The 18,403-nt window shown below is 35.3% G+C and carries 16 protein-coding genes and 1 pseudogene; 12 read left to right on the top strand and 5 right to left on the bottom strand.

What is annotated here, in order from left to right:
• Positions 1 to 95: 95 nt before the first annotated feature.
• The 9 genes from AB1279_RS13540 to AB1279_RS13500 all read left to right on the top strand — a co-directional run bounded on the left by AB1279_RS13540 (position 96) and on the right by AB1279_RS13500 (position 10,330).
• Complete coding sequence (locus AB1279_RS13540) at positions 96 to 335, top strand: DUF2584 family protein (protein WP_429759314.1); 240 nt, start codon at positions 96 to 98, stop codon at positions 333 to 335.
• A 21-nt stretch (positions 336 to 356) separates the two neighbouring features.
• Complete coding sequence (locus AB1279_RS13535) at positions 357 to 1,514, top strand: exonuclease SbcCD subunit D (protein ID WP_429759313.1); 1,158 nt, start codon at positions 357 to 359, stop codon at positions 1,512 to 1,514.
• Positions 1,511 to 4,600 carry an AAA family ATPase gene (locus AB1279_RS13530; protein WP_429759312.1) on the top strand — a complete coding sequence of 1,030 codons (3,090 nt, stop codon included), beginning with the start codon at positions 1,511 to 1,513 and terminating at the stop codon, positions 4,598 to 4,600. Before AB1279_RS13535 ends, AB1279_RS13530 begins: the two co-directional genes overlap by 4 nt.
• Before the next feature lie 499 nt (positions 4,601 to 5,099).
• Positions 5,100 to 5,735: a TetR/AcrR family transcriptional regulator gene (locus AB1279_RS13525; RefSeq protein WP_429759311.1), complete on the top strand. Its 636-nt coding sequence runs from the start codon at positions 5,100 to 5,102 to the stop codon at positions 5,733 to 5,735.
• 68 nt (positions 5,736 to 5,803) lie between these two features.
• Positions 5,804 to 7,051, top strand: a complete 1,248-nt coding sequence (locus tag AB1279_RS13520) for an MFS transporter (protein WP_429759309.1) — start codon at positions 5,804 to 5,806, stop codon at positions 7,049 to 7,051.
• 96 nt (positions 7,052 to 7,147) lie between these two features.
• Positions 7,148 to 7,684, top strand: coding sequence for a DinB family protein (locus AB1279_RS13515; protein WP_429759308.1), 537 nt, complete (start codon positions 7,148 to 7,150; stop codon positions 7,682 to 7,684).
• Between the two features lie 248 nt (positions 7,685 to 7,932).
• On the top strand, positions 7,933 to 9,003 hold the full coding sequence (locus AB1279_RS13510) for a metallophosphoesterase (protein WP_429761399.1): 1,071 nt from the start codon (positions 7,933 to 7,935) through the stop codon (positions 9,001 to 9,003).
• Between the two features lie 185 nt (positions 9,004 to 9,188).
• Positions 9,189 to 9,821: a YdbC family protein gene (locus AB1279_RS13505; protein WP_429759307.1), complete on the top strand. Its 633-nt coding sequence runs from the start codon at positions 9,189 to 9,191 to the stop codon at positions 9,819 to 9,821.
• Between the two features lie 101 nt (positions 9,822 to 9,922).
• Positions 9,923 to 10,330 carry an NUDIX hydrolase gene (locus AB1279_RS13500; RefSeq protein WP_336480527.1) on the top strand — a complete coding sequence of 136 codons (408 nt, stop codon included), beginning with the start codon at positions 9,923 to 9,925 and terminating at the stop codon, positions 10,328 to 10,330.
• A gap of 81 nt (positions 10,331 to 10,411) precedes the next feature.
• On the opposite strand, the gene AB1279_RS13495 is transcribed toward AB1279_RS13500, so the two are convergent.
• From AB1279_RS13495 to AB1279_RS13480, 4 genes are all read right to left on the bottom strand, one after another.
• Positions 10,412 to 12,112, bottom strand: a complete 1,701-nt coding sequence (locus AB1279_RS13495; RefSeq protein ID WP_429759306.1) for a pyruvate oxidase — start codon at positions 12,110 to 12,112, stop codon at positions 10,412 to 10,414.
• A gap of 574 nt (positions 12,113 to 12,686) precedes the next feature.
• Entirely contained in the window at positions 12,687 to 12,872 is a 186-nt protein-coding gene (locus AB1279_RS13490) for a cold-shock protein (RefSeq protein ID WP_020061359.1), read from the bottom strand.
• A gap of 87 nt (positions 12,873 to 12,959) precedes the next feature.
• Positions 12,960 to 13,163: a cold-shock protein CspD gene (gene cspD, locus AB1279_RS13485; protein WP_090911503.1), complete on the bottom strand. Its 204-nt coding sequence runs from the start codon at positions 13,161 to 13,163 to the stop codon at positions 12,960 to 12,962.
• A 273-nt stretch (positions 13,164 to 13,436) separates the two neighbouring features.
• Positions 13,437 to 14,189 carry a class I SAM-dependent methyltransferase gene (locus AB1279_RS13480; RefSeq protein ID WP_429759305.1) on the bottom strand — a complete coding sequence of 251 codons (753 nt, stop codon included), beginning with the start codon at positions 14,187 to 14,189 and terminating at the stop codon, positions 13,437 to 13,439.
• A 483-nt stretch (positions 14,190 to 14,672) separates the two neighbouring features.
• Between AB1279_RS13480 and AB1279_RS13475 the strand changes: the two genes are divergently transcribed.
• Both AB1279_RS13475 and AB1279_RS13470 read left to right on the top strand, forming a co-directional pair.
• The gene (locus tag AB1279_RS13475; RefSeq protein WP_429749972.1) at positions 14,673 to 15,557 is read left to right on the top strand and encodes a GNAT family N-acetyltransferase; all 885 of its coding nucleotides are present in this window, start codon (positions 14,673 to 14,675) and stop codon (positions 15,555 to 15,557) included.
• A 96-nt stretch (positions 15,558 to 15,653) separates the two neighbouring features.
• A pseudogene (locus AB1279_RS13470) lies at positions 15,654 to 15,848 on the top strand (chloramphenicol acetyltransferase); the annotation flags it as partial.
• Positions 15,849 to 16,052: 204 nt separating this feature from the next.
• On the opposite strand, the gene zwf reads toward AB1279_RS13470, so the two are convergent.
• Positions 16,053 to 17,567, bottom strand: a complete 1,515-nt coding sequence (gene zwf / locus AB1279_RS13465) for a glucose-6-phosphate dehydrogenase (RefSeq protein ID WP_429759303.1) — start codon at positions 17,565 to 17,567, stop codon at positions 16,053 to 16,055.
• Positions 17,568 to 17,749: 182 nt separating this feature from the next.
• On the opposite strand from zwf, the gene AB1279_RS13460 reads away from it, so the two are divergent.
• A complete protein-coding gene (locus AB1279_RS13460; protein ID WP_429749968.1) occupies positions 17,750 to 18,223 on the top strand; it encodes a GNAT family N-acetyltransferase in 474 nt (157 codons plus the stop codon).
• Positions 18,224 to 18,403: the final 180 nt, after the last annotated feature.

Below are 18,403 nucleotides of genomic sequence, written 5' to 3'. Positions count from 1 at the left end.
ATTAGGGAAGTCATACCTTTCTTACTGATTCTCTTGTCAATCAGTAATGCCCGCTATACTATTAAAATAGAGACATAAAAAAGGGGTGTTTTTGCATGAAACTTGAGATGCATACAAAGATTATTGTAAACGAAACAGAGAAGCGATTACATATGGAAGATAATATCTTTCAGTTAATGTTAGATGGATATCATTTATTTATAGTTGATGAAATATTGCCAGTGTATAAAGCAGGACAAGAACTTATTGGAAGTGCAGTTGTGAAGAAAGTGGAATGGGAAGAAGGAAAGACAACCCTTTTATATCAGCTTATTTCACTTCATTCGGTGAATTAATAAAAAGAAAGGAAGGAAAAAATGAAATTTTTTCATACAGCCGATTGGCATTTAGGAAAGCTTGTTCACGGTGTTTATATGACAGAAGATCAGCGTTATGTATTAGAACAATTCGTACAAGCTGTTGAAGAAGAAAAACCAGATGCCGTGATTATTGCAGGAGATCTATACGATCGTGCAATTCCGCCAACAGAAGCGGTAGATTTATTAAATGAAGTATTACAAAAAATTGTGATTGAATTACAGACACCAGTACTTGCGATAGCCGGGAATCATGATAGTCCAGATCGTATTCATTTTGGGAGTGGCTTAATGAAGAAGCAAGGGCTGCATATAATTGGACAATTTCAATATCCATATGAGCCTGTTGTAATGAATGATCAATACGGAGAAGTGCATTTTCATTTAGTTCCATATGTGGATCCGAGCATTGTCCGTCATGTGATGAAAAATGATGATATTCGTAGTCATGATGATGCAATGCGTATTTTTATGAATGAGTTATCGGAAAGTATGGATAAAGAGGCGCGTCATGTTTTTATCGGACATGCTTTCGTAACATCGTCCGGGGAAGCGGAAGAAAATACAAGTGATGCTGAGAGACCATTATCAATTGGCGGAGCAGAATATGTAAACAGTCATTATTTTGATGATTTTCATTATACAGCGCTTGGTCATTTACACCAAGCGCATTATGTACGTAATGAAACAATTCGTTATGCAGGTTCACCGCTCGCGTATTCGATTTCGGAAGAGCATCACAAAAAAGGATATTACATTGTTGAATTAAATGAAGCAGGAGAAATAACAATTGAGAAACGGTTATTAACGCCGCAACGTAGAATGAGAACAGTTGAAGCGAAAATTGATGAATTGATGCAGCATCCTGTTTGTGAAGACTACGTATTTGTGAAATTATTAGATGAAAACCCTGTACTGCAGCCGATGGAAAAGATTCGTTCGGTTTATCCAAATGCGATGCATGTAGAGCGTGTTATTCAAAGAAAAGAGTCAGCCAATGAAAATGCTACAGTCGTTTCGCGTCATAAAATGGATGACCTTTCTCTTGTGAAAGCTTTTTATAAAGAAATGAAAGGGACTGAGTTATCAGTAGAAAAAGAACGTCTCTTCTTAGAAGTATTAAAGACAGTTCATGAGCGAGAGGGTGAGAGAGCATGAGACCTATCAAACTTATTATGACAGCATTTGGTCCATATAAGCAGCAGGAAACGATTGATTTTGAAGAATTAGGTGAACATCGAATCTTTGCGATTTCTGGAAATACAGGTGCAGGAAAAACAACGATTTTTGATGCAATTTGTTATGCGTTGTACGGAGAAGCGAGTGGAGAAGAACGAAATGATACGAGTATGCTTCGTAGTCAATTTGCTGATGATAACGTATATACAAGCGTTGAATTACTATTTCAATTAAAGGCAAAAACGTATTGTATAAAAAGGCAACTTGGTCATAAAAAGCAAGGTAACAAAACGATTACAGGTCATGCGATTGAATTTTATGAAGTCGTTAATGACGAGCAAATCCCTTGTGTAGATCGTTTCCATGTGACAGATGTAAACAAAAAAGTGGAAGATTTAATTGGTCTGAGTAAGCATCAATTTAGTCAAATTGTGATGCTTCCACAAGGTGAATTTCGTAAACTATTAACATCTGAAACAGAAAATAAAGAAGAAATTTTACGCCGTATTTTTAAAACGGATCGATATAAATTAATGCGAGAGTTATTAGATCAAAAGCGTAAAGAATGGAAAGATGTGCTGCAAGAAAAGCAAAAAGAACGAGAATTGTATTTTCGCAACGTTTTCAAACTTCCGGTGCGGGAAGGTGCGCTGCTTGAAATATTAGCAAATCAAGAACATGTGAATACACATCAAGTAGTAGAAGCGCTTCAACAAGAAATCGCTTTTTATGAAAAACAAGAAAAGCAATTAGAAAAACAAGAATCCATACAGATAAAGCAATTAAAAGAAGCGGAAACAGGATATCATGAAGCGAAGGCTTTAAATGATAGGTTGCAAGATTTGCAAACAAAACAAAATCGTTACGACTCATTGCAACAGGAACGTTCTTCTATTGAAGGAAAAGAGAAGCAATTTAAACAAGCCGAGCAAGCAAGCCGATTATTGCCGTTTGAGCAGTGGTATAACGAAGCGGTTCAAAGTGCTCAGCAAGCCCAGCACTATATGAAACAAATCGCTGTAAAACAAGAACAACTTGTATTAGCCTATGAGCGTGCGGAGCAGCAGTACGAACAAGAAAAAAACAATGAAGAAGTTCGCGAAGAAGCGAAGCGAACTGTACAAAGATTAGAAGAATTAAAAGAGGTTATCGCCACATTTGCGGATAAAAAAATAAAATTAGCTGCCTCAGAAAAACAAATGGAGCAGTTTAAGGTTGAGAAAAGTAAATTAGAGAAGCAGCAAGAATTCAGCAGCACACAAAAGCAGCAGCTTTCAAGTAAGTTAAAACAGATCGAACAAGCGCTTGAGCAATATATAGCAAAAGTAGAGCAGTTAAGTCGCATGCGTGAAGATGCAAAAGTATTAAAAGATGCATATCAAGTATGGCAAGAAGTACAAAAGTATGAGAGGGAAAGAAAAGGTGCTTTAGAACATATGAATGCTGCTCAGCAAGCATATGAAACACTGGAGAAATCATGGTTAAGCGAACAAGCAGGTCAGTTAGCAATTCATTTACATGATGGCAAGCCATGTCCTGTTTGTGGTAGTACTTCTCACCCAAACAAAGCGACTGAACAAGAATTGTCTATTGATGAAGAACAGTTAAATATTCTTCGTGAACAAAAAGCACAAGCTGAAAAGCAGCACGTTCAAATAGAAGAAAAATATAATTTTTATAAAGCTCAATATGAAGAATTATGTAAAGAAGTACAAGCTCGTGGGTACTCTGTATCAGAGTTAGCAGATGCATATCAAACGTTAATTCAACAAGGAAAACAGCTAGCTGCAGAAGTAAATGAATTAAAAGCAAGTGAAGAAGAACGTAAACAATTATTACCGCAGCTTCAGAAGCTAGAAGAACAATTAGATATATTGCAAGCAACTAAACGTGATGTAGAAGAAAAATTGCATCGCTCTGAAATGGAATCGATTCAACTTCGAACATCATATGAAAATGACAAAGAAAAGATTCCAGCAGAGATGCAGACATTAGAAGCGTGGCAACAAGCGTATGAAGAAAAAGCTTCTTTACTTCGTCGTTTGCACGAAACATGGCAAAGAGCACAAGAGGAATTTCAGCGTTGCATGAGTGAAAAAATTCGTGTTGAAGAAGCGTATAAAGCAGCGCAGCAACAATATACACAAGGAAATGAGAACAAAGAAGAAAAGTATGCACGTTTTATGACAGAACTTGAAGCAAGTGGTTTTGTGAGTCAGCAAGCATACACAGAGGCTAAATTGTCAGAAGTAGAGCGAAAGGACTTGCAACACCATATTCAATCGTATTACGGGACGCTCGAAGTATTAACAAAACAAATTGAAGAATTAACAGAGCAATTACAAGGAAAAGAATGGACAGAGTTAACGCAACTAGAAGAACAGTTGAAGGAACTAGAAATTCAGCTTGATATTATAAAAGAGCAACGTCAGCGTACAAAAAGTGCTAATGAATATATTTCTGATCTTCATGAAAATATTCGCCGCATTGATGAACAAATTCATGAAGAAGAAGCGGCATTCCAAGAGCTCGTTGATTTATATGAAGTCATGAAAGGTGACAATGAAAGTCGCATTTCGTTTGAGCGTTACATTTTAATAGAATATTTGGAGCAAATTGTTCAAGTAGCCAATGAACGACTTCGTAAACTATCAAACGGACAGTTTTATTTAAAACGAAGTGAACGCGTAGAAAAACGAAATCGTCAAAGCGGTTTAGGCTTAGACGTGTATGATGCATACACAGGACAAACGCGTGATGTAAAAACATTGTCCGGCGGCGAAAAATTTAATGCATCACTATGCTTGGCGCTCGGTATGGCTGATATCATCCAATCATACGAAGGCGGTATTTCAATTGAAACGATGTTCATTGATGAAGGCTTTGGTTCATTAGATGAAGAATCGTTAACAAAAGCGGTAGATGCATTGATAGACTTACAAAAATCAGGACGTTTTATCGGGGTTATTTCACATGTTCAAGAATTGAAGAACGCAATGCCAGCAGTGCTGGAAGTAAGGAAGCAGAAAGATGGATGTAGTAAGACTAGGTTTGTTGTGAAATAGATAGAGTGCCTGATTTTAATCAGCGGTCACAATTTTGGTCACGTATTTCGATACGTTATCTAATTTTTCAGAGACGGTACGTGTTTTATTTTCTTAGTAATACTCGTTCCGTTTTTGGTTTTTAATCAGATTAAATAGGTTTATACTTTTCAACTTTGGACTCTGCAAAATTGCAGAGTCTTTTTTATGTTCTTGATGGCTTTGCTATTCACTAAGAACAAGGGAATCGAGCTGTACATACGAGAACCCTTCTATAAAAATCATACATGAAAAAGGAATTTGGATGATTTTTCCGAATTTATTTATCTATGTAAACAACACTTGCACATTCAAATCAACCATAGGGTTATGGAATGACCAGTCAAAGAATTGAAAAAGGAAGGGTAATCGACTGTTTGTGATGTGCAATAAATTTTATAGCTAAGAATGAAACTTTTTTATAGAAGACACATATATTTATATTAGACCGACAGTCGGTCTAGATGAAAGGAGTTTCTTTATGAGGATTGTAAAGGAATATGAAGATCGTAGAAATGAAATTCTAGATACTGCAGAAAGGCTGTTCGTTTCTAAAGGATATATGAAAACCACCGTGAATGACATTTTACGAGAAATTGGTATTGCAAAAGGAACATTGTATCATTATTTCAAATCAAAGGAGGAAGTGATGGATGCTATTATTTTGAGAATTGTAAATACGGATGTAGCATCAGCAAAAAAGATTGCTTCAAATCCAAATATCCCTGTAATTGATAAGTTGTTTCAAATTTTAATGGCTCAAATGCCAAAAGCGGGTGAGAATAAAGAAAAAATGATTGAACAATTCCATCAACCAAATAATGCAGAGATGCACCAAAAAAGTTTAGTGCAAGCTATTGTGCATTTAACACCTGTTTTAACAGAGGTAATTGAACAGGGGATCAAGGAAGGGGTTTTTGTGACTGTATATCCCAGAGAAACAATAGAATTTTTAATTGCGTCTGCACAAATCATATTTGATGAAGGATTGTTTCAATGGCAGCCTCACGAAGCGATGCAAAGGGCAAAGGCGTTCATCAACATGATGGAGACCACTCTTGGAGCTGAAAAAGGTACCTTTGATTACATGTTAGCTATTTTGCTGGGACAGTCATAGCATAAATTGTTTTATAAATTTATTAGACCGACAGTCGGTCTAGCGTTCTATTGAAAGGTGTGTATACGATGGAAAACAGTGCGAGCATAAAGTCTTCCGCTAAAGATTTTAACCTTATGGTAATCGGACAAATTGTATCTATCTTAGGTTCCACCCTTTTACGCTTTGCTTTATCGCTTTATGTCTTGGATATAACAGGTCGTGCAGATATTTATGCTACTTTATATGCTATATCCAGTGTGCCTCTTTTGTTATCTCCTCTTGGTGGTGCTATCGCTGATCGGTTTAATCGACGCAATTTAATGGTCATATATGATATGTTAAGTAGTATTATTATTTTCGGCTTTCTTTTGTTACTGTCCATCGGCAATACTTCTGTGATATTGATTGGTATTGTCATGATTTTGTTAGCGATTATTAGTGCGATGTATTCTCCAGTTGTTATGGCGAGTATTCCGCTGCTCGTTGCGGAAAAAAGGTTAGAACAGGCCAATGGAATTGTAAATGGTGTTCAAGCATTGTCAAGTGTGGCAGCTCCTGTTTTAGGAGGAGTTCTATATAGTATGGTGGGGTTAAAAACTCTTGTTTTCATGAGCTGTATTGCTTTCTTTTTATCAGCAATATTAGAAATGTTTATTAAAATCCCATTTACGAAAAGAGATATCGACGCACATATTGTACCAACAATTATAAAAGACATGAAAGTTGGGTTTATTTTTGCTATTAGAGCGCCTTATATATTGAAATCTATGATTCTGGCAGCAATTCTTAACTTAATTCTTACACCACTTTTTGTCGTAGGTGGTCCCATCATTTTGCGGGTAACGATGCAAAGCGGCGATACATTGTATGGTATCGGGATGGGACTTATAGAGTTTGCTACAATTTTAGGGGCTTTATCTATTGGTTTCTTTGCAAAAAAGATGAAAATGAACACAATATACCAGTGGTTACTTATTATTGCTTTATTGATTATACCGATGGCTGTCTCCGTTATGCCCCTTGTTCTTAGATTTGGATACTACTCGTCATTTATTCTCTTTATCTTGTGTGCAATCCTTATTGCAATAGTAATGACCATTATTTCTATCTTTGTCATTACAGTTGTGCAAAAGAAAACACCTGATGAAAATTTAGGAAAAGTTATGGCAATTATTACAGCGGTTGCGCAATGTATGGCACCTATAGGGCAGGTCATATATGGATTTATTTTTGAAACCTTCAGTATAAAAATTTACTTACCTATATTATTTGTAAGTTTCATAATGATAGTAATAGCGATTGTAACAAAGAGAATATTAAGAAAAGAAGGATAGGGATCTTTTGTTTTAGAATTTAAATTTTTCGGATTAATATGATAATATTTTATGATAAGGTGTATGTATAAAGATAAAATAAAAAGGATGGTAAAAATGCAAAAGAGACCAGAAGCAAATGAATATAACCCATATTATGCAACATACATAAACTTATTACCTGAGGGAGATATCCTACATATTTTAGAAGGGCAAATGAAAGAGACGAACCTTTTATTGAAGGATATTTCTGAAAGTGAAGGACATTTTCGATACGCTCCTAATAAATGGAGTATAAAAGAAGTAATCGGTCATATTGCGGATACTGAACGTATTATGGGTTATCGACTGCTTTCTATAGCGAGAGGCGAGACAGCGGAGCTTCCTGGATATAATGATGATATGTATGTTCTTAGAGCTGCATTTGATAAGCAATCTATGCAAGATCTTCTTGAGAATCTAACAGTTGTTCGTCAATCTACTGTGCATTTGCTTAAAAGTTTAGATAAAGAAGCTTGGTTACAAAGGGGAATTGCGAACAATTCTGAAGTCACGGTTCGTGCATTGGCAAACATTATTGCTGGTCATGAGCTTCATCATCGTCAAATTATAAAAGAACGTTATTTGAGTTCGGATGCTTATCCATCCAGATAAAATATGAAATTGTAAATGAAAATAAAAAAGAGATTGATTCGTAAAACATTTTGAATTAGTCTCTTTTTTATTTTGCTGCGTATCAGTGGAATTATAAAAGTTTTTATGTCAAAATAAAATTCTCATTACATATAACTGTTAATTCAATATAGTATGTAAGGATTCGTAAATGAACGGTTATAATGAAACATATAGAAGAGGGGGATACTTTGAAAACGGGAAATGTATTAAATATTTTCATTTTATTTATGCTATATACGCTGTTAATGATTTACATTGGGTGGAATGGCTGGGTTTGGGTTCATACGACTTTTCACGTTCAATCTTGGGGATATTATGCGATTATAGTTGGATTATTTTCATATGCGTATATTCTAGATCGATTGATTAAATTTGATTCACCTCTTAGAACAATCGGTTCTTATTGGTTTGCAGTCATACAATATGCAGTCATACTATTACCAATAGCGGATGTAACAGTATTCATTTTAGATTGGTTCTCTATTCCGAAAGAACAATCTATATTTTGGACTGGAATAATCGTTCTTCTTATTTTTGTTCTTATTTTTGCCTATGGAACATTTAATGCGTATAGTCCAATCGTTCGAAAATACGAGATTCACGTACCTAAAAAAGTTAATAATCGTAAGACACTTCGAATTGCGATGGCTTCAGATATGCACTTCGGTAAACTGTCCGGCTTGTCGCACCTTCAAAGATTGGTTGATCATGTAAACGATATGAAACCGGATATCATACTTTTGCCGGGAGATATTATTGACGATCATCCAGAATATTTTATAAAAAAGAATATGGGACAAGTGATGAAACAAATGCATGCTCCGCTTGGCATCTATGGGGTGCTAGGAAATCACGAATATTACGGCGGTGCTATTCCAGAGTTTCTGCAAGAAATGGATAAGATTGATGTAAATATATTATTAGATGAAGTTGTTAAAATTGAAGATTCTTTTTATATTGTAGGAAGAAGAGATAAGACGGATCGAAATCGTAAAAGTTTTGAGGAGTTAATGAGCACTGTAGATAAGAGTTTTCCAATCATTGCAATGGATCATCAGCCATTTGAATTAAAGCAAGCTGAAGCATCAGGTGTTGATGTATTATTGTCTGGACACACTCATAGAGGACAAATGGCACCGAATCATATCATTACAAGAAGAATGTACGAATTAGATTGGGGATATGTACAAAAAAACTTATTTCATGCGATTGTTTCCTCGGGATTTGGATTTTGGGGACCGCCTTTAAGACTTGGGAGTCGATCAGAAATTATTCAAATAGAACTTACATTTGATTAAGCAGAAAAAACAAGGGGATTTTGACCCTTGTTTTTTTATATAATGTATTGTTTTTTGTGATTTTATTTTTCTTATAATTTTGATTTTTTTATCTAATTTATTTAAAATAAAAATATAAGATTTTAGTGATGTCAATGAAGAGAGAGCTGTATGAAAGTTTTGGAGAAAATAAGGGGGATACGAGTATGTTAATTAAGTCTATTAATTGTAAAGTTGACGAAGAAAAAAAGGAACGATTTTCAACTGCTCAAGAGCAATGGGGCGAGTTGAAAGAATTAGAGGGGTTTCATGGACAAATCGGGGGATGGAATGAATCGGAGGCGTATATTGTAGGATGCTGGGAAAATATGCGAGCGTATCAAAGGTTTATGAATGAAACACATGATACTATTTTTTATGATAGCAATCAAAAAGATACATATACATTATGTGAAACAGAACTGTATCAATCTTTATTTGATATAACGGATACTTCATTTGTAGAAGCACTGGCGCATAGTTCCTTCTTACGAGTAGCAATATGTGATGTGAAGCAAGGACATGAAAAGCAATTTTTACATATGCAAGAAACTGTTTGGAATCCAGGTATGCTAAGCACAGAAGGAATGATGGGAGGCGTTGTTGGAAGATCCCTTTCTGCGAATCGTTATATTGTTCTGTCTTTATGGAAAGATGCAGCAGCTCACCAACATTATGTGAAAGAAATATTCCCTCAATTACACCATACAGCAAACCCATCTGAACAATTGTTACATATAGAGGGGAAACAAATTACACTTGTCAATTCTTGGTCTGTATTGCCTATTCACTGTGTATAAAATTCATTAATTTATCCCGCTATTCGCGGGATTACTGATTGGTTCAACTTCCATCACTGGTCAGTGATGGAAGTTGAACTTTATACAAAGGAGGGGGATGTATGCCATATCCGAAACATATTGTAACGGCTGCAACGGTCGTGTTAAATGATAAAAAAGAAATTTTACTTTTAAAAAGTCCAAAGCGAGGCTGGGAAATCCCTGGTGGTCAAGTGGAAGAAGGAGAAGCAATTCCAATAGGTGCTATTAGAGAAGCGAAAGAAGAGACTGGAATCGACATTGAGATTATAAAATATTGCGGAGTATATCAAAATGTTTCACAATGTATTTGTAACCATTTGTTCTTAGGAAAGCCAGTCGGGGGACAATTTTCAACAAGTAGTGAAAGCTTAGATGTAGGGTATTTTCCTATTGAAGAAGCATTACAAATGGTAACATGGACAAATTTCAAAGAGCGTATTTTACATTGTTTAGATGAAAAGAAACAACCATTTTTGGTGACTTTTTAATGAGATAACAGGATAGATATCGATATTTTTATATAAAACAGCGGTTATTGAAAAATAAACCGCTGTTTTATATTTGTATTTTTACAGAGGAGGTAAATCAATTTTTCCTTCTTCAAATAATTCTTTTAGCATGTGCTTTGTATAGCCAGCTGCCTGTGCGAATGTAATTTTTGCCGGCATAGGGGCTTCATTGACATCAACGATAATGTCAATAATACATGGTTTATTTTGCTTTACAGCTTTTTCAAAAGCAGGCATTAATTCCTCGAGTTTTTCCACCCGGTAACCGATTCCACCACATGCTTCAGCATATTTCGCGAAGTTTGGATTTGTAAGTTCTGTACCAAATTCAATATTTCCCATTACTTCTTGTTCAAATTTAATCATGGCGATTTTATGGTTGTTTAATACGACTACAATGATTGGAAGGTTGTATTTCACAGCTGTTACAAAGTCGTTCATCGTCATACCAAATCCACCATCTCCGCAAATTGCGAAAACTTGTTTATTTGGATACGCAATCTGCCCAGCAATTGCACCGGGAAGACCACAGCCAAGTGTTGCTAACCAGCTCGACAAAATAAAGCGTTGATTTGTCATACGGAAATGGCGCGCTGTCCAAACTGTTACATTGCCTACATCTACTGATAAAATAGCATCATCGTGTGCGACTTGCTGCACAGCATGCATTACTCTTTGTGGTTTAATTGGAATAGAAGTGTCGTTTTCTTGATTGTGCAGTTTTTCTTCCCATTTCTTCATCAGTTCTTGGTGATGTTCTAAGAAAGAGCGATCAGTATGTTTTTTAATATTTTGTGTGAGCCATTTTAAGGTTTTATCAGCATTACCAGCAAGACCAATATCAGTTGGATAACGCTTTCCGATTTGTGCGGGATCTGTGTCGATATGAATTGTTTTTGCTTTGTCTGGTAAAAATCCTGTGAATGGGTAAGAAGTACCGACCATAATGAGTGTATCAGCATTTTTCATTGCTTCATATGAAGGTTTCGTTCCAATTAAACCTAAACCACCAATACAGAGCGGATGCTCATCTGGAATAATTCCCTTAGCTGGAAGTGTTAACACAATAGGAGCTCCAATATGTTCCGCAAAAGCAAGCAAAGATTCCCTTGCATCTTTTGCGCCTTTTCCTGCTAGAATAACGGGCTTTTCTGCTTTATTTAATGCAGCCGTTGCTTTTTCTAAATCATGCTTTTGCGGAAATAATTCTGGCATCGTAAAAGAAGAAGTAGTAATCCGTGCTTTTGCATCTACCTCAAATTTTTGAATGTCATCCGGAATTGTAAGAACTGACACGCCTTTTTTTGTATAAGCCATGCGAATTGCTTGATTTACAACAGCAGGCAATTGTTCAGCTGACATAATTCGCTGGTTATAAACTGCGACATCATCAAACATTCTTTCTAAATTTACTTCTTGGAAAAAACCAGTTCCAATTAAATCAGACTCAATTTGACCGGTGATAGCGAGGACAGGTGCTTGATCTAATTTGGCATCATACAATCCATTTAGTAAATGAATTGCACCTGGTCCTGCGATTGCCATACATACGCCGAGTTTTCCAGTTAATTTTGCATAAGAAGCAGCTGCTAAAGCACCGGCTTCTTCGTGACGGACTTGAATGAACTTAATTTTATCTTGTGCTTTACGAAGGGGCTCGATAATAGAATTAATAGAATCACCCGGCATGCCATATACGTGATCAACACCCCATTCGATTAGTAAATCGACTAGTACTTCACCGGCTGTTTTTCGAAACAATATGCTCACTCCTTTATTCTAAAACTAAATTTATCCCGCATTAACGGGCAGTAAGACCCCCCACCTGGAGATTCAGATAAAGCGAAGAAGCTAGGTGGGGGATAACTGCTGGCATGCGCCCGATTGCTTCAACTAACCATCAGTGGGATGAAGAACCCCCCACTGATGGAAGTTTCACTTTATTTTTTGATAAAATAGGTAAAATATACAAATGAATAGAAGGTATGGAGAAGTGAGCTTATTCAAGTACAATAATCCGCAATGATACGATATAGAAGGGGGATGGAAGTACTGTGTAGGAAAAAGACTCACATAAAGGTAAGCGCAACAAAAAAGCAAAGCAGTTTATTTACTGCTTTGCTTTTTTGTTGTAATGAAGTATAAGGGGAAAATAGAAAATACTCGATGATTCATATAGTTAGAAATGTTATGTATTTATGCTGGTGTTAATAAGGGAGGAAAAGAGCTCAATAGTTGTTAGCAATTATGTATGCCTGGAAATCATTTGAATCATCATTAGGGGAGATGGAAGAAAAAGCCTTGCAGAGAACATCCTGCAAGGGCAACCAATGGTTTATCCCAATCGAGGCAATAAACGTTCTCCGCTTTTCATTTCACTTCCACATAAAGGACATTTCGGATGTTCTTCAAATGCGAAATTCTTTCGCATCCATCCTAAGCACTCTTCTGACTCACATTCCCAAACTGGGATTTCTTCTGGTGCTACTTCTGCAACGTCATTCTTTTTGTTACGATACATGAGATCACTCCTTTTATGTGAAATATTTGTTTATATAAGTAAAAAGGTTGTTAACCGTTCGTGTTAACAACCTTTTTATTGTCTAAATTATAGCTTTACAACGTTTTTAGCTTGAGGTCCGCGGTTACCTTCTTCAACTTCGAAGCTAACTTCTTGACCTTCGTCAAGAGTTTTGAAGCCATCGCCAGTGATAGCTGAGAAGTGAACGAATACGTCGTTTCCGTCTGCAACTTCGATGAATCCGAAACCTTTTTCGCTGTTAAACCATTTTACTTTACCTGTTAATGTCATGGTAAATGCCTCCTAAAAATGAAAAAATAAATGTAATATGATCCGTCTTATTTCTAAGAAAATAAAAATTCACATATTATCAAAAACCCATAAGGAACGCATATCATCCCTATTGATGCTTGATAATATGTGAAGTGGATTTGCTTGCGTATTGTATTCTACAGTTTCATTTTACAACGAAATGAGAAATATTGCAAGTGATGGTAACATTTTTAGCTGTCTTAACAAATGGCCTCCCCATGCAGGATTAACTTGCTTAGGGAGGTGGATGCATTATAAGGAAGCTACGATATAGAATCGATGTGCTTTTACTTCAATATACCCATTTTGTTGAATGGAGTTATGAGTCCAAAGTAAGCGATCTTCATATTTTGATACTGAAAAATTAGGGATCTGCCATGGAACTGCTTTTAAATAATACACAATGCTTCCGATGTCGTAAAAGCGTTGATACGGGAATGCTTCTTGTTGCTTAAGAATTTGAAAGCCCGCTTGTTTTAGTTGTGAAGAGGCGTACTGCATGTTCCAATAACTATATTCACTTTCGGTATTTGCATGAAGCAGGTGATTTAATTCTAAATTATCTAATCCACCCACCTGTTGTGTGATAAAAATGCCGTTTGGCTTTAAAATTCTTTTTATTTCTGTCTCAGAATATGATTCATGTTTATTAATAATTAAATCAAATTGGTTATCTGAGAAAGGTAAACATGTATCATCTTCGACAGGATAAACAGAGACACCTAAAGGCTCTAATTTTGCTTTTGCTAAAGCTATATTTGGTGGGTAGCCTTCTGTTGCTACAGTTCTAGCCGGAAGAGGGGTTAACAAAGATAAAAACTCACCGCCGCCAGTCCCCATATCTAGCATGTTATCTACTTTTGGTATATAGTGTAATACATTTGCTGCATAACTCCACGGCAGAGGCTCTGCACTTAGTCTTCCAGTATCTGCTAAAAACGAGAAGTTCCATCCATGAAAAGGTTTAGCAGCCTGTTTAATGAAATTGTAAAAAGTGTCCTTCATTGTAATTCCTCCTGAGTTATATATTAATAGCTGTAATATATAAGAGGAGGTCCACGACATGAAGTGAAGTTACTAAATGTCTGTTACATAGTGATACATATATGTACATTTCCTTTCTAATAGAATATCAATGAAATATCTTAAGGGTTATTGTGAAATTTTAACAAAGATTAGTGAATATGAAAATCAGAAAAATTTGTTTTTTTGTTTTTTATTAATTAAGAAGAATAGTATGAAGGGCCTGTATTAAATATGGAAGTAAGAATTTGTTAGAAATGATAACCTAAAAGCTAAATATAAATATATAGAAATATCCTTTTATTCCACTTTTCATATAGCAATTATATTTTTGTGAACATAAACTTTTTTTAAAAATTTATGATAATATAATGTAAGATAAAATTTAATCTTTATGTCACTTCTTACATTTTATGTTAAAAAATAAGGGAAATATAAGTAGTGATTTGTAAGTGGAGGAACAACATGGATAATCTTACAATTTGTGTTAATTATGCGTTTGAAAATGAACGAAGAGAACAATTATATGGGTTGTTCGAACGAGTATTTCACATTCCAGTACATACATTACAAGATTTTTATAAAAAGGGGTTTTGGGATGAAACATACTCTCCGTTTACTTTATTTGAAGAAGATAAAGCAATTGCAAATGTATCTATGTTTTCAATGCCAATGATGGTTGGGGGAGAGCGTATAAAAGCAGCTGGTATTCAGTCTGTCATGACACATCCTGATTATCGTAATAAAGGATTGATGAAGCAATTGTTTTGTGAAGCATTGAAAAGCATCGATGAAGAGTATACATATTCATTCTTATTTACAGAAACACCAGAACTGTATACATCATTTGGTTTTCAAATAGTGAAAGAATACATATCAACTATGCAGTATGAAAAGAATGAACTACAGTTATCAGCAATTCGAAAATTAGATTTTTTTGATGCAGAAGATTTGCAGCTTATAAAAGATGTATTTGAAAACAAAGAATGTCTTTCGCGAGCTTTTGCACCGCTGCACTATCAATCTTCTTTTTATTTACATATGTACGATCAAAAGTGGAACGATAAGCTTTACTTTTCGGAAGAAATTAAAGCTATACTTATATACGAAGTTGTAGATGGTGTGTTGAAGTTATACGGAGTAATAAGTGAATTTATGCCTGTTTTAGATGAATTATGTGCAGTAATTCCGGAAGCATTTCATACGATAGATTTTTATTTTTCTCCAGATCAATTAGGAGTCGAAGATTTCAAATTAAAATTATATGAATCAAATAAGTATTTTATGGTAAGAGGCGAAATTCCTATTGAAATTAATGAGTGTAAGTTTCCAATCTTAGCAGAATTTTAATTTTTTTGTTTAGAATAGTTGGAAAATACCGACTTTGTTGCTGCGTTTACAATAATAATACATATATAATGATTCAAAGTATGGTAGGTGAAAACGATGCCGATTCTATGTTTAGAAGGTGCTAGTGCCGTCGGAAAAACAACGATTTGTAGAGAGTTGGAAAAACGATACGGTGCATACATTGTTCCTGAAATAAACTTACTTTTTAAACGTCCTGCTGATGAGCAGAAGAATTGGTATTTGGATCGGCAAGTTGAGCGCTGGAAAATTGCATTAGAGCAGTCAAGTAAAAAACACTCATCGAATTATAATTGATGAGTGTTTTTTGTTGTAACGATTTTTGCTTCTATCCAATTTACAAGGTTTCTAACTCGGCTTTTGTAATTCTATATTCAACTGCTGTTAAATCGAAACTTTAGGTTAATCTCAAAATTTCGGCTGTTTTTCAGGTTTGTTTTTGTAAACTGTCATCCTTTCTAAAATAGGCGCTTTATACTATACGCTTTCATAATCGTCCCCTTCTTTGAAGCGAGTTGTTATAGTTGGCCACCAATGGAAACCATCTTTTTCTAATAAAGCATCAGATTCCTTAGGACCCATGGATCCAGATTCATAGCTAGGGAATTCTTCAGCTTTTTTATTTTCCCAAACATTTGAGATAACATCAACAAATTTCCAAGAAAGAGCCACTTCCTCCCAATGTGCAAAATTGGTTGAGTCACCGCGCATACAATCATATAGGAGAACTTCATATGCCTCGGGTGTGTTCATTTTATCTGCACAGTTATTGCAATAGCTTAATCTAATTGGTGTTGATATAACACTGTTATTTGTTTGTTGGGCATTTAAATGCAGTGTAATTCCTTCATCGGGTTGGATATGAATAATTAGTAAGTTAGGGTGAGTCTTTTTTTCTTTATTAAAATATAGGTTCATTGGTAAGTCCTTAAATTGTATGACAATTTCAGTCGACTTCTCTTGCATACGTTTACCTGTTCGAATATAAATAGGAATCCCTGACCATCTAAAGTTTTCAATCATTAGCTTAGCAGAGACAAATGTTTCTGTATTTGATGCTGGATCTACTGCATTTTCTTCTCTGTAGCTAATCACATTTTCTTCATTTACGATACCGGGTCCGTACTGTCCGCGAACAAAATATTGTTCGACTTCGTCTTCAGAAAGAGGTTTTAAAGCACGAAAAATTTTTATTTTCTCGCTTCGAATCTCATCTGCTGTTAATTTAATGGGCGGCTCCATTGCAAGAAGTGCAACCATTTGCAGCATATGATTTTGTACCATATCACGGAGAGCGCCCGAAGACTCGTAATAACGTCCACGATCCTCAACTCCTAATGTTTCACTTGAAGTAATTTGAACGTTAGCGATATATTGATTGTTCCAAAGTGGTTCGAAAATAGCATTAGCGAAGCGGATGACTTTAATATTTTGAATCATTTCTTTTCCTAAATAATGGTCAATTCGATAAATCTGTTCTTCTGTAAATGCTTGGCGAAGCTGATTGTTTAGTTCTTCGGCTGATTCGTAGTCATGGCCAAACGGCTTTTCAATAACTAGACGAATCCATCCTTCAGTAGAAGTTAATCCTTCTGATTTTAAATTTGTAGCAATTGTACCGAAAAAATCAGGTGCCATTGCTAAATAAAAAATGCGGTTTCCACTCGTATTATAATTTTCATCCAGAGTGCTTAACAAACTTTTAAGCTCTTGATAAGAAGATATGTTTGTTACATCAAAAGGATGGTAATAGAAATGGGAAGCAAATGTATCCCGACTTCCATCATCATCTGGAAAGTGGTTAACAGATTGTCTGACATTTTCACGAAATGTTTCATTAGACCAGGGTCTTCTTGCAACACCAACAACAGCGAAGTCTTCGGAAATATTCCCGTTACGATACAATCTATAAATAGAAGGAAACAATTTACGCTTTGCTAAATCGCCTGTTGCGCCAAAAATAACAATAATAGCTTTAGGAGTTTTCATCATGTAATGGGCCTCACTTTATTCTAAATAAATTTATACTTAGTATGCGGTTTATTTGGTAATACATGTAATATACAGGATAAATAATTTACTGTAGCTTACTGAGTGATGAGATGCACATATATAAGAAGGAGAATTTTAAGAAGTAGAGAAATATAGAATTAAATTAAAGATGGGGGAATAAGATGAAAGTGCAATTGGGAGCAGTGACGAGAGAGAATTGGCAAGAGGCTCTAAAATTAAAAGTAAAAGATGTTCAAAATCATTTTGTTCCTACTGTAGCAGTATCACTGGCTAAGGTGTATATTAAACCAGATGGTGATAATGTAAATTATCTGCCCTTTGCAATTTATGAAGAAGAGCGGGGAATGATAGGTTTTGTGATGCATGCTTATGTAGAGAATACTAATGATATGTATTGGATCAATGGCTTTATCATTGATGAAAAGCATCAAGGTAAAGGTTACGGTCGAGCTGCGCTACGAGAGATGGTGAATTGGATCATAAAGCAATATACGCAGTGCAAAGAAATTCGCTTAACAGTTCATAAAGAAAACTATGCTGCTCGTCAATTATATAAAAGTTTTGGTTTTGTTGAAGCAGGGGGATTTGATCAAGAAGAAGACTTATTGCGCTTTATAATTAGCGAGGAAGAATAGACGATAGGTAGATATCAAGGTATATTAGTTAGAGCTAATATACCTTTTACAATTTTACGATGTTTTTCGCTTTACATTAGTATGAGAATTTTAAAAAGGTACTTTTGTTGACGAATATATTGATACCTGTAAATGATAGCATCCGTAAGACTTGTTGTTAAAACATAGTAATTTTAATTC

Origin of the sequence: Bacillus sp. S14(2024) (genome assembly GCF_050473785.1) — a bacterium.
Taxonomy (GTDB): domain Bacteria; phylum Bacillota; class Bacilli; order Bacillales; family Bacillaceae_G; genus Bacillus_A; species Bacillus_A yunxiaonensis.
This window is presented reverse-complemented; position numbering and strand designations above follow the sequence as displayed.

Coding starts and splice junctions, on each gene's coding strand:
- AB1279_RS13540 (WP_429759314.1), top strand. CDS start 96: ATGAAACTTGAGATGCATACAAAGATTATTGTAAACGAAACAGAGAAG.
- AB1279_RS13475 (WP_429749972.1), top strand. CDS start 14,673: ATGGATAATCTTACAATTTGTGTTAATTATGCGTTTGAAAATGAACGA.
- AB1279_RS13510 (WP_429761399.1), top strand. CDS start 7,933: ATGCTATATACGCTGTTAATGATTTACATTGGGTGGAATGGCTGGGTT.
- AB1279_RS13490 (WP_020061359.1), bottom strand. CDS start 12,872: ATGTATCGTAACAAAAAGAATGACGTTGCAGAAGTAGCACCAGAAGAA.
- AB1279_RS13515 (WP_429759308.1), top strand. CDS start 7,148: ATGCAAAAGAGACCAGAAGCAAATGAATATAACCCATATTATGCAACA.
- AB1279_RS13460 (WP_429749968.1), top strand. CDS start 17,750: ATGAAAGTGCAATTGGGAGCAGTGACGAGAGAGAATTGGCAAGAGGCT.
- AB1279_RS13505 (WP_429759307.1), top strand. CDS start 9,189: ATGTTAATTAAGTCTATTAATTGTAAAGTTGACGAAGAAAAAAAGGAA.
- zwf (WP_429759303.1), bottom strand. CDS start 17,567: ATGATGAAAACTCCTAAAGCTATTATTGTTATTTTTGGCGCAACAGGC.
- cspD (WP_090911503.1), bottom strand. CDS start 13,163: ATGACATTAACAGGTAAAGTAAAATGGTTTAACAGCGAAAAAGGTTTC.
- AB1279_RS13535 (WP_429759313.1), top strand. CDS start 357: ATGAAATTTTTTCATACAGCCGATTGGCATTTAGGAAAGCTTGTTCAC.
- AB1279_RS13480 (WP_429759305.1), bottom strand. CDS start 14,189: ATGAAGGACACTTTTTACAATTTCATTAAACAGGCTGCTAAACCTTTT.
- AB1279_RS13500 (WP_336480527.1), top strand. CDS start 9,923: ATGCCATATCCGAAACATATTGTAACGGCTGCAACGGTCGTGTTAAAT.
- AB1279_RS13520 (WP_429759309.1), top strand. CDS start 5,804: ATGGAAAACAGTGCGAGCATAAAGTCTTCCGCTAAAGATTTTAACCTT.
- AB1279_RS13530 (WP_429759312.1), top strand. CDS start 1,511: ATGAGACCTATCAAACTTATTATGACAGCATTTGGTCCATATAAGCAG.
- AB1279_RS13525 (WP_429759311.1), top strand. CDS start 5,100: ATGAGGATTGTAAAGGAATATGAAGATCGTAGAAATGAAATTCTAGAT.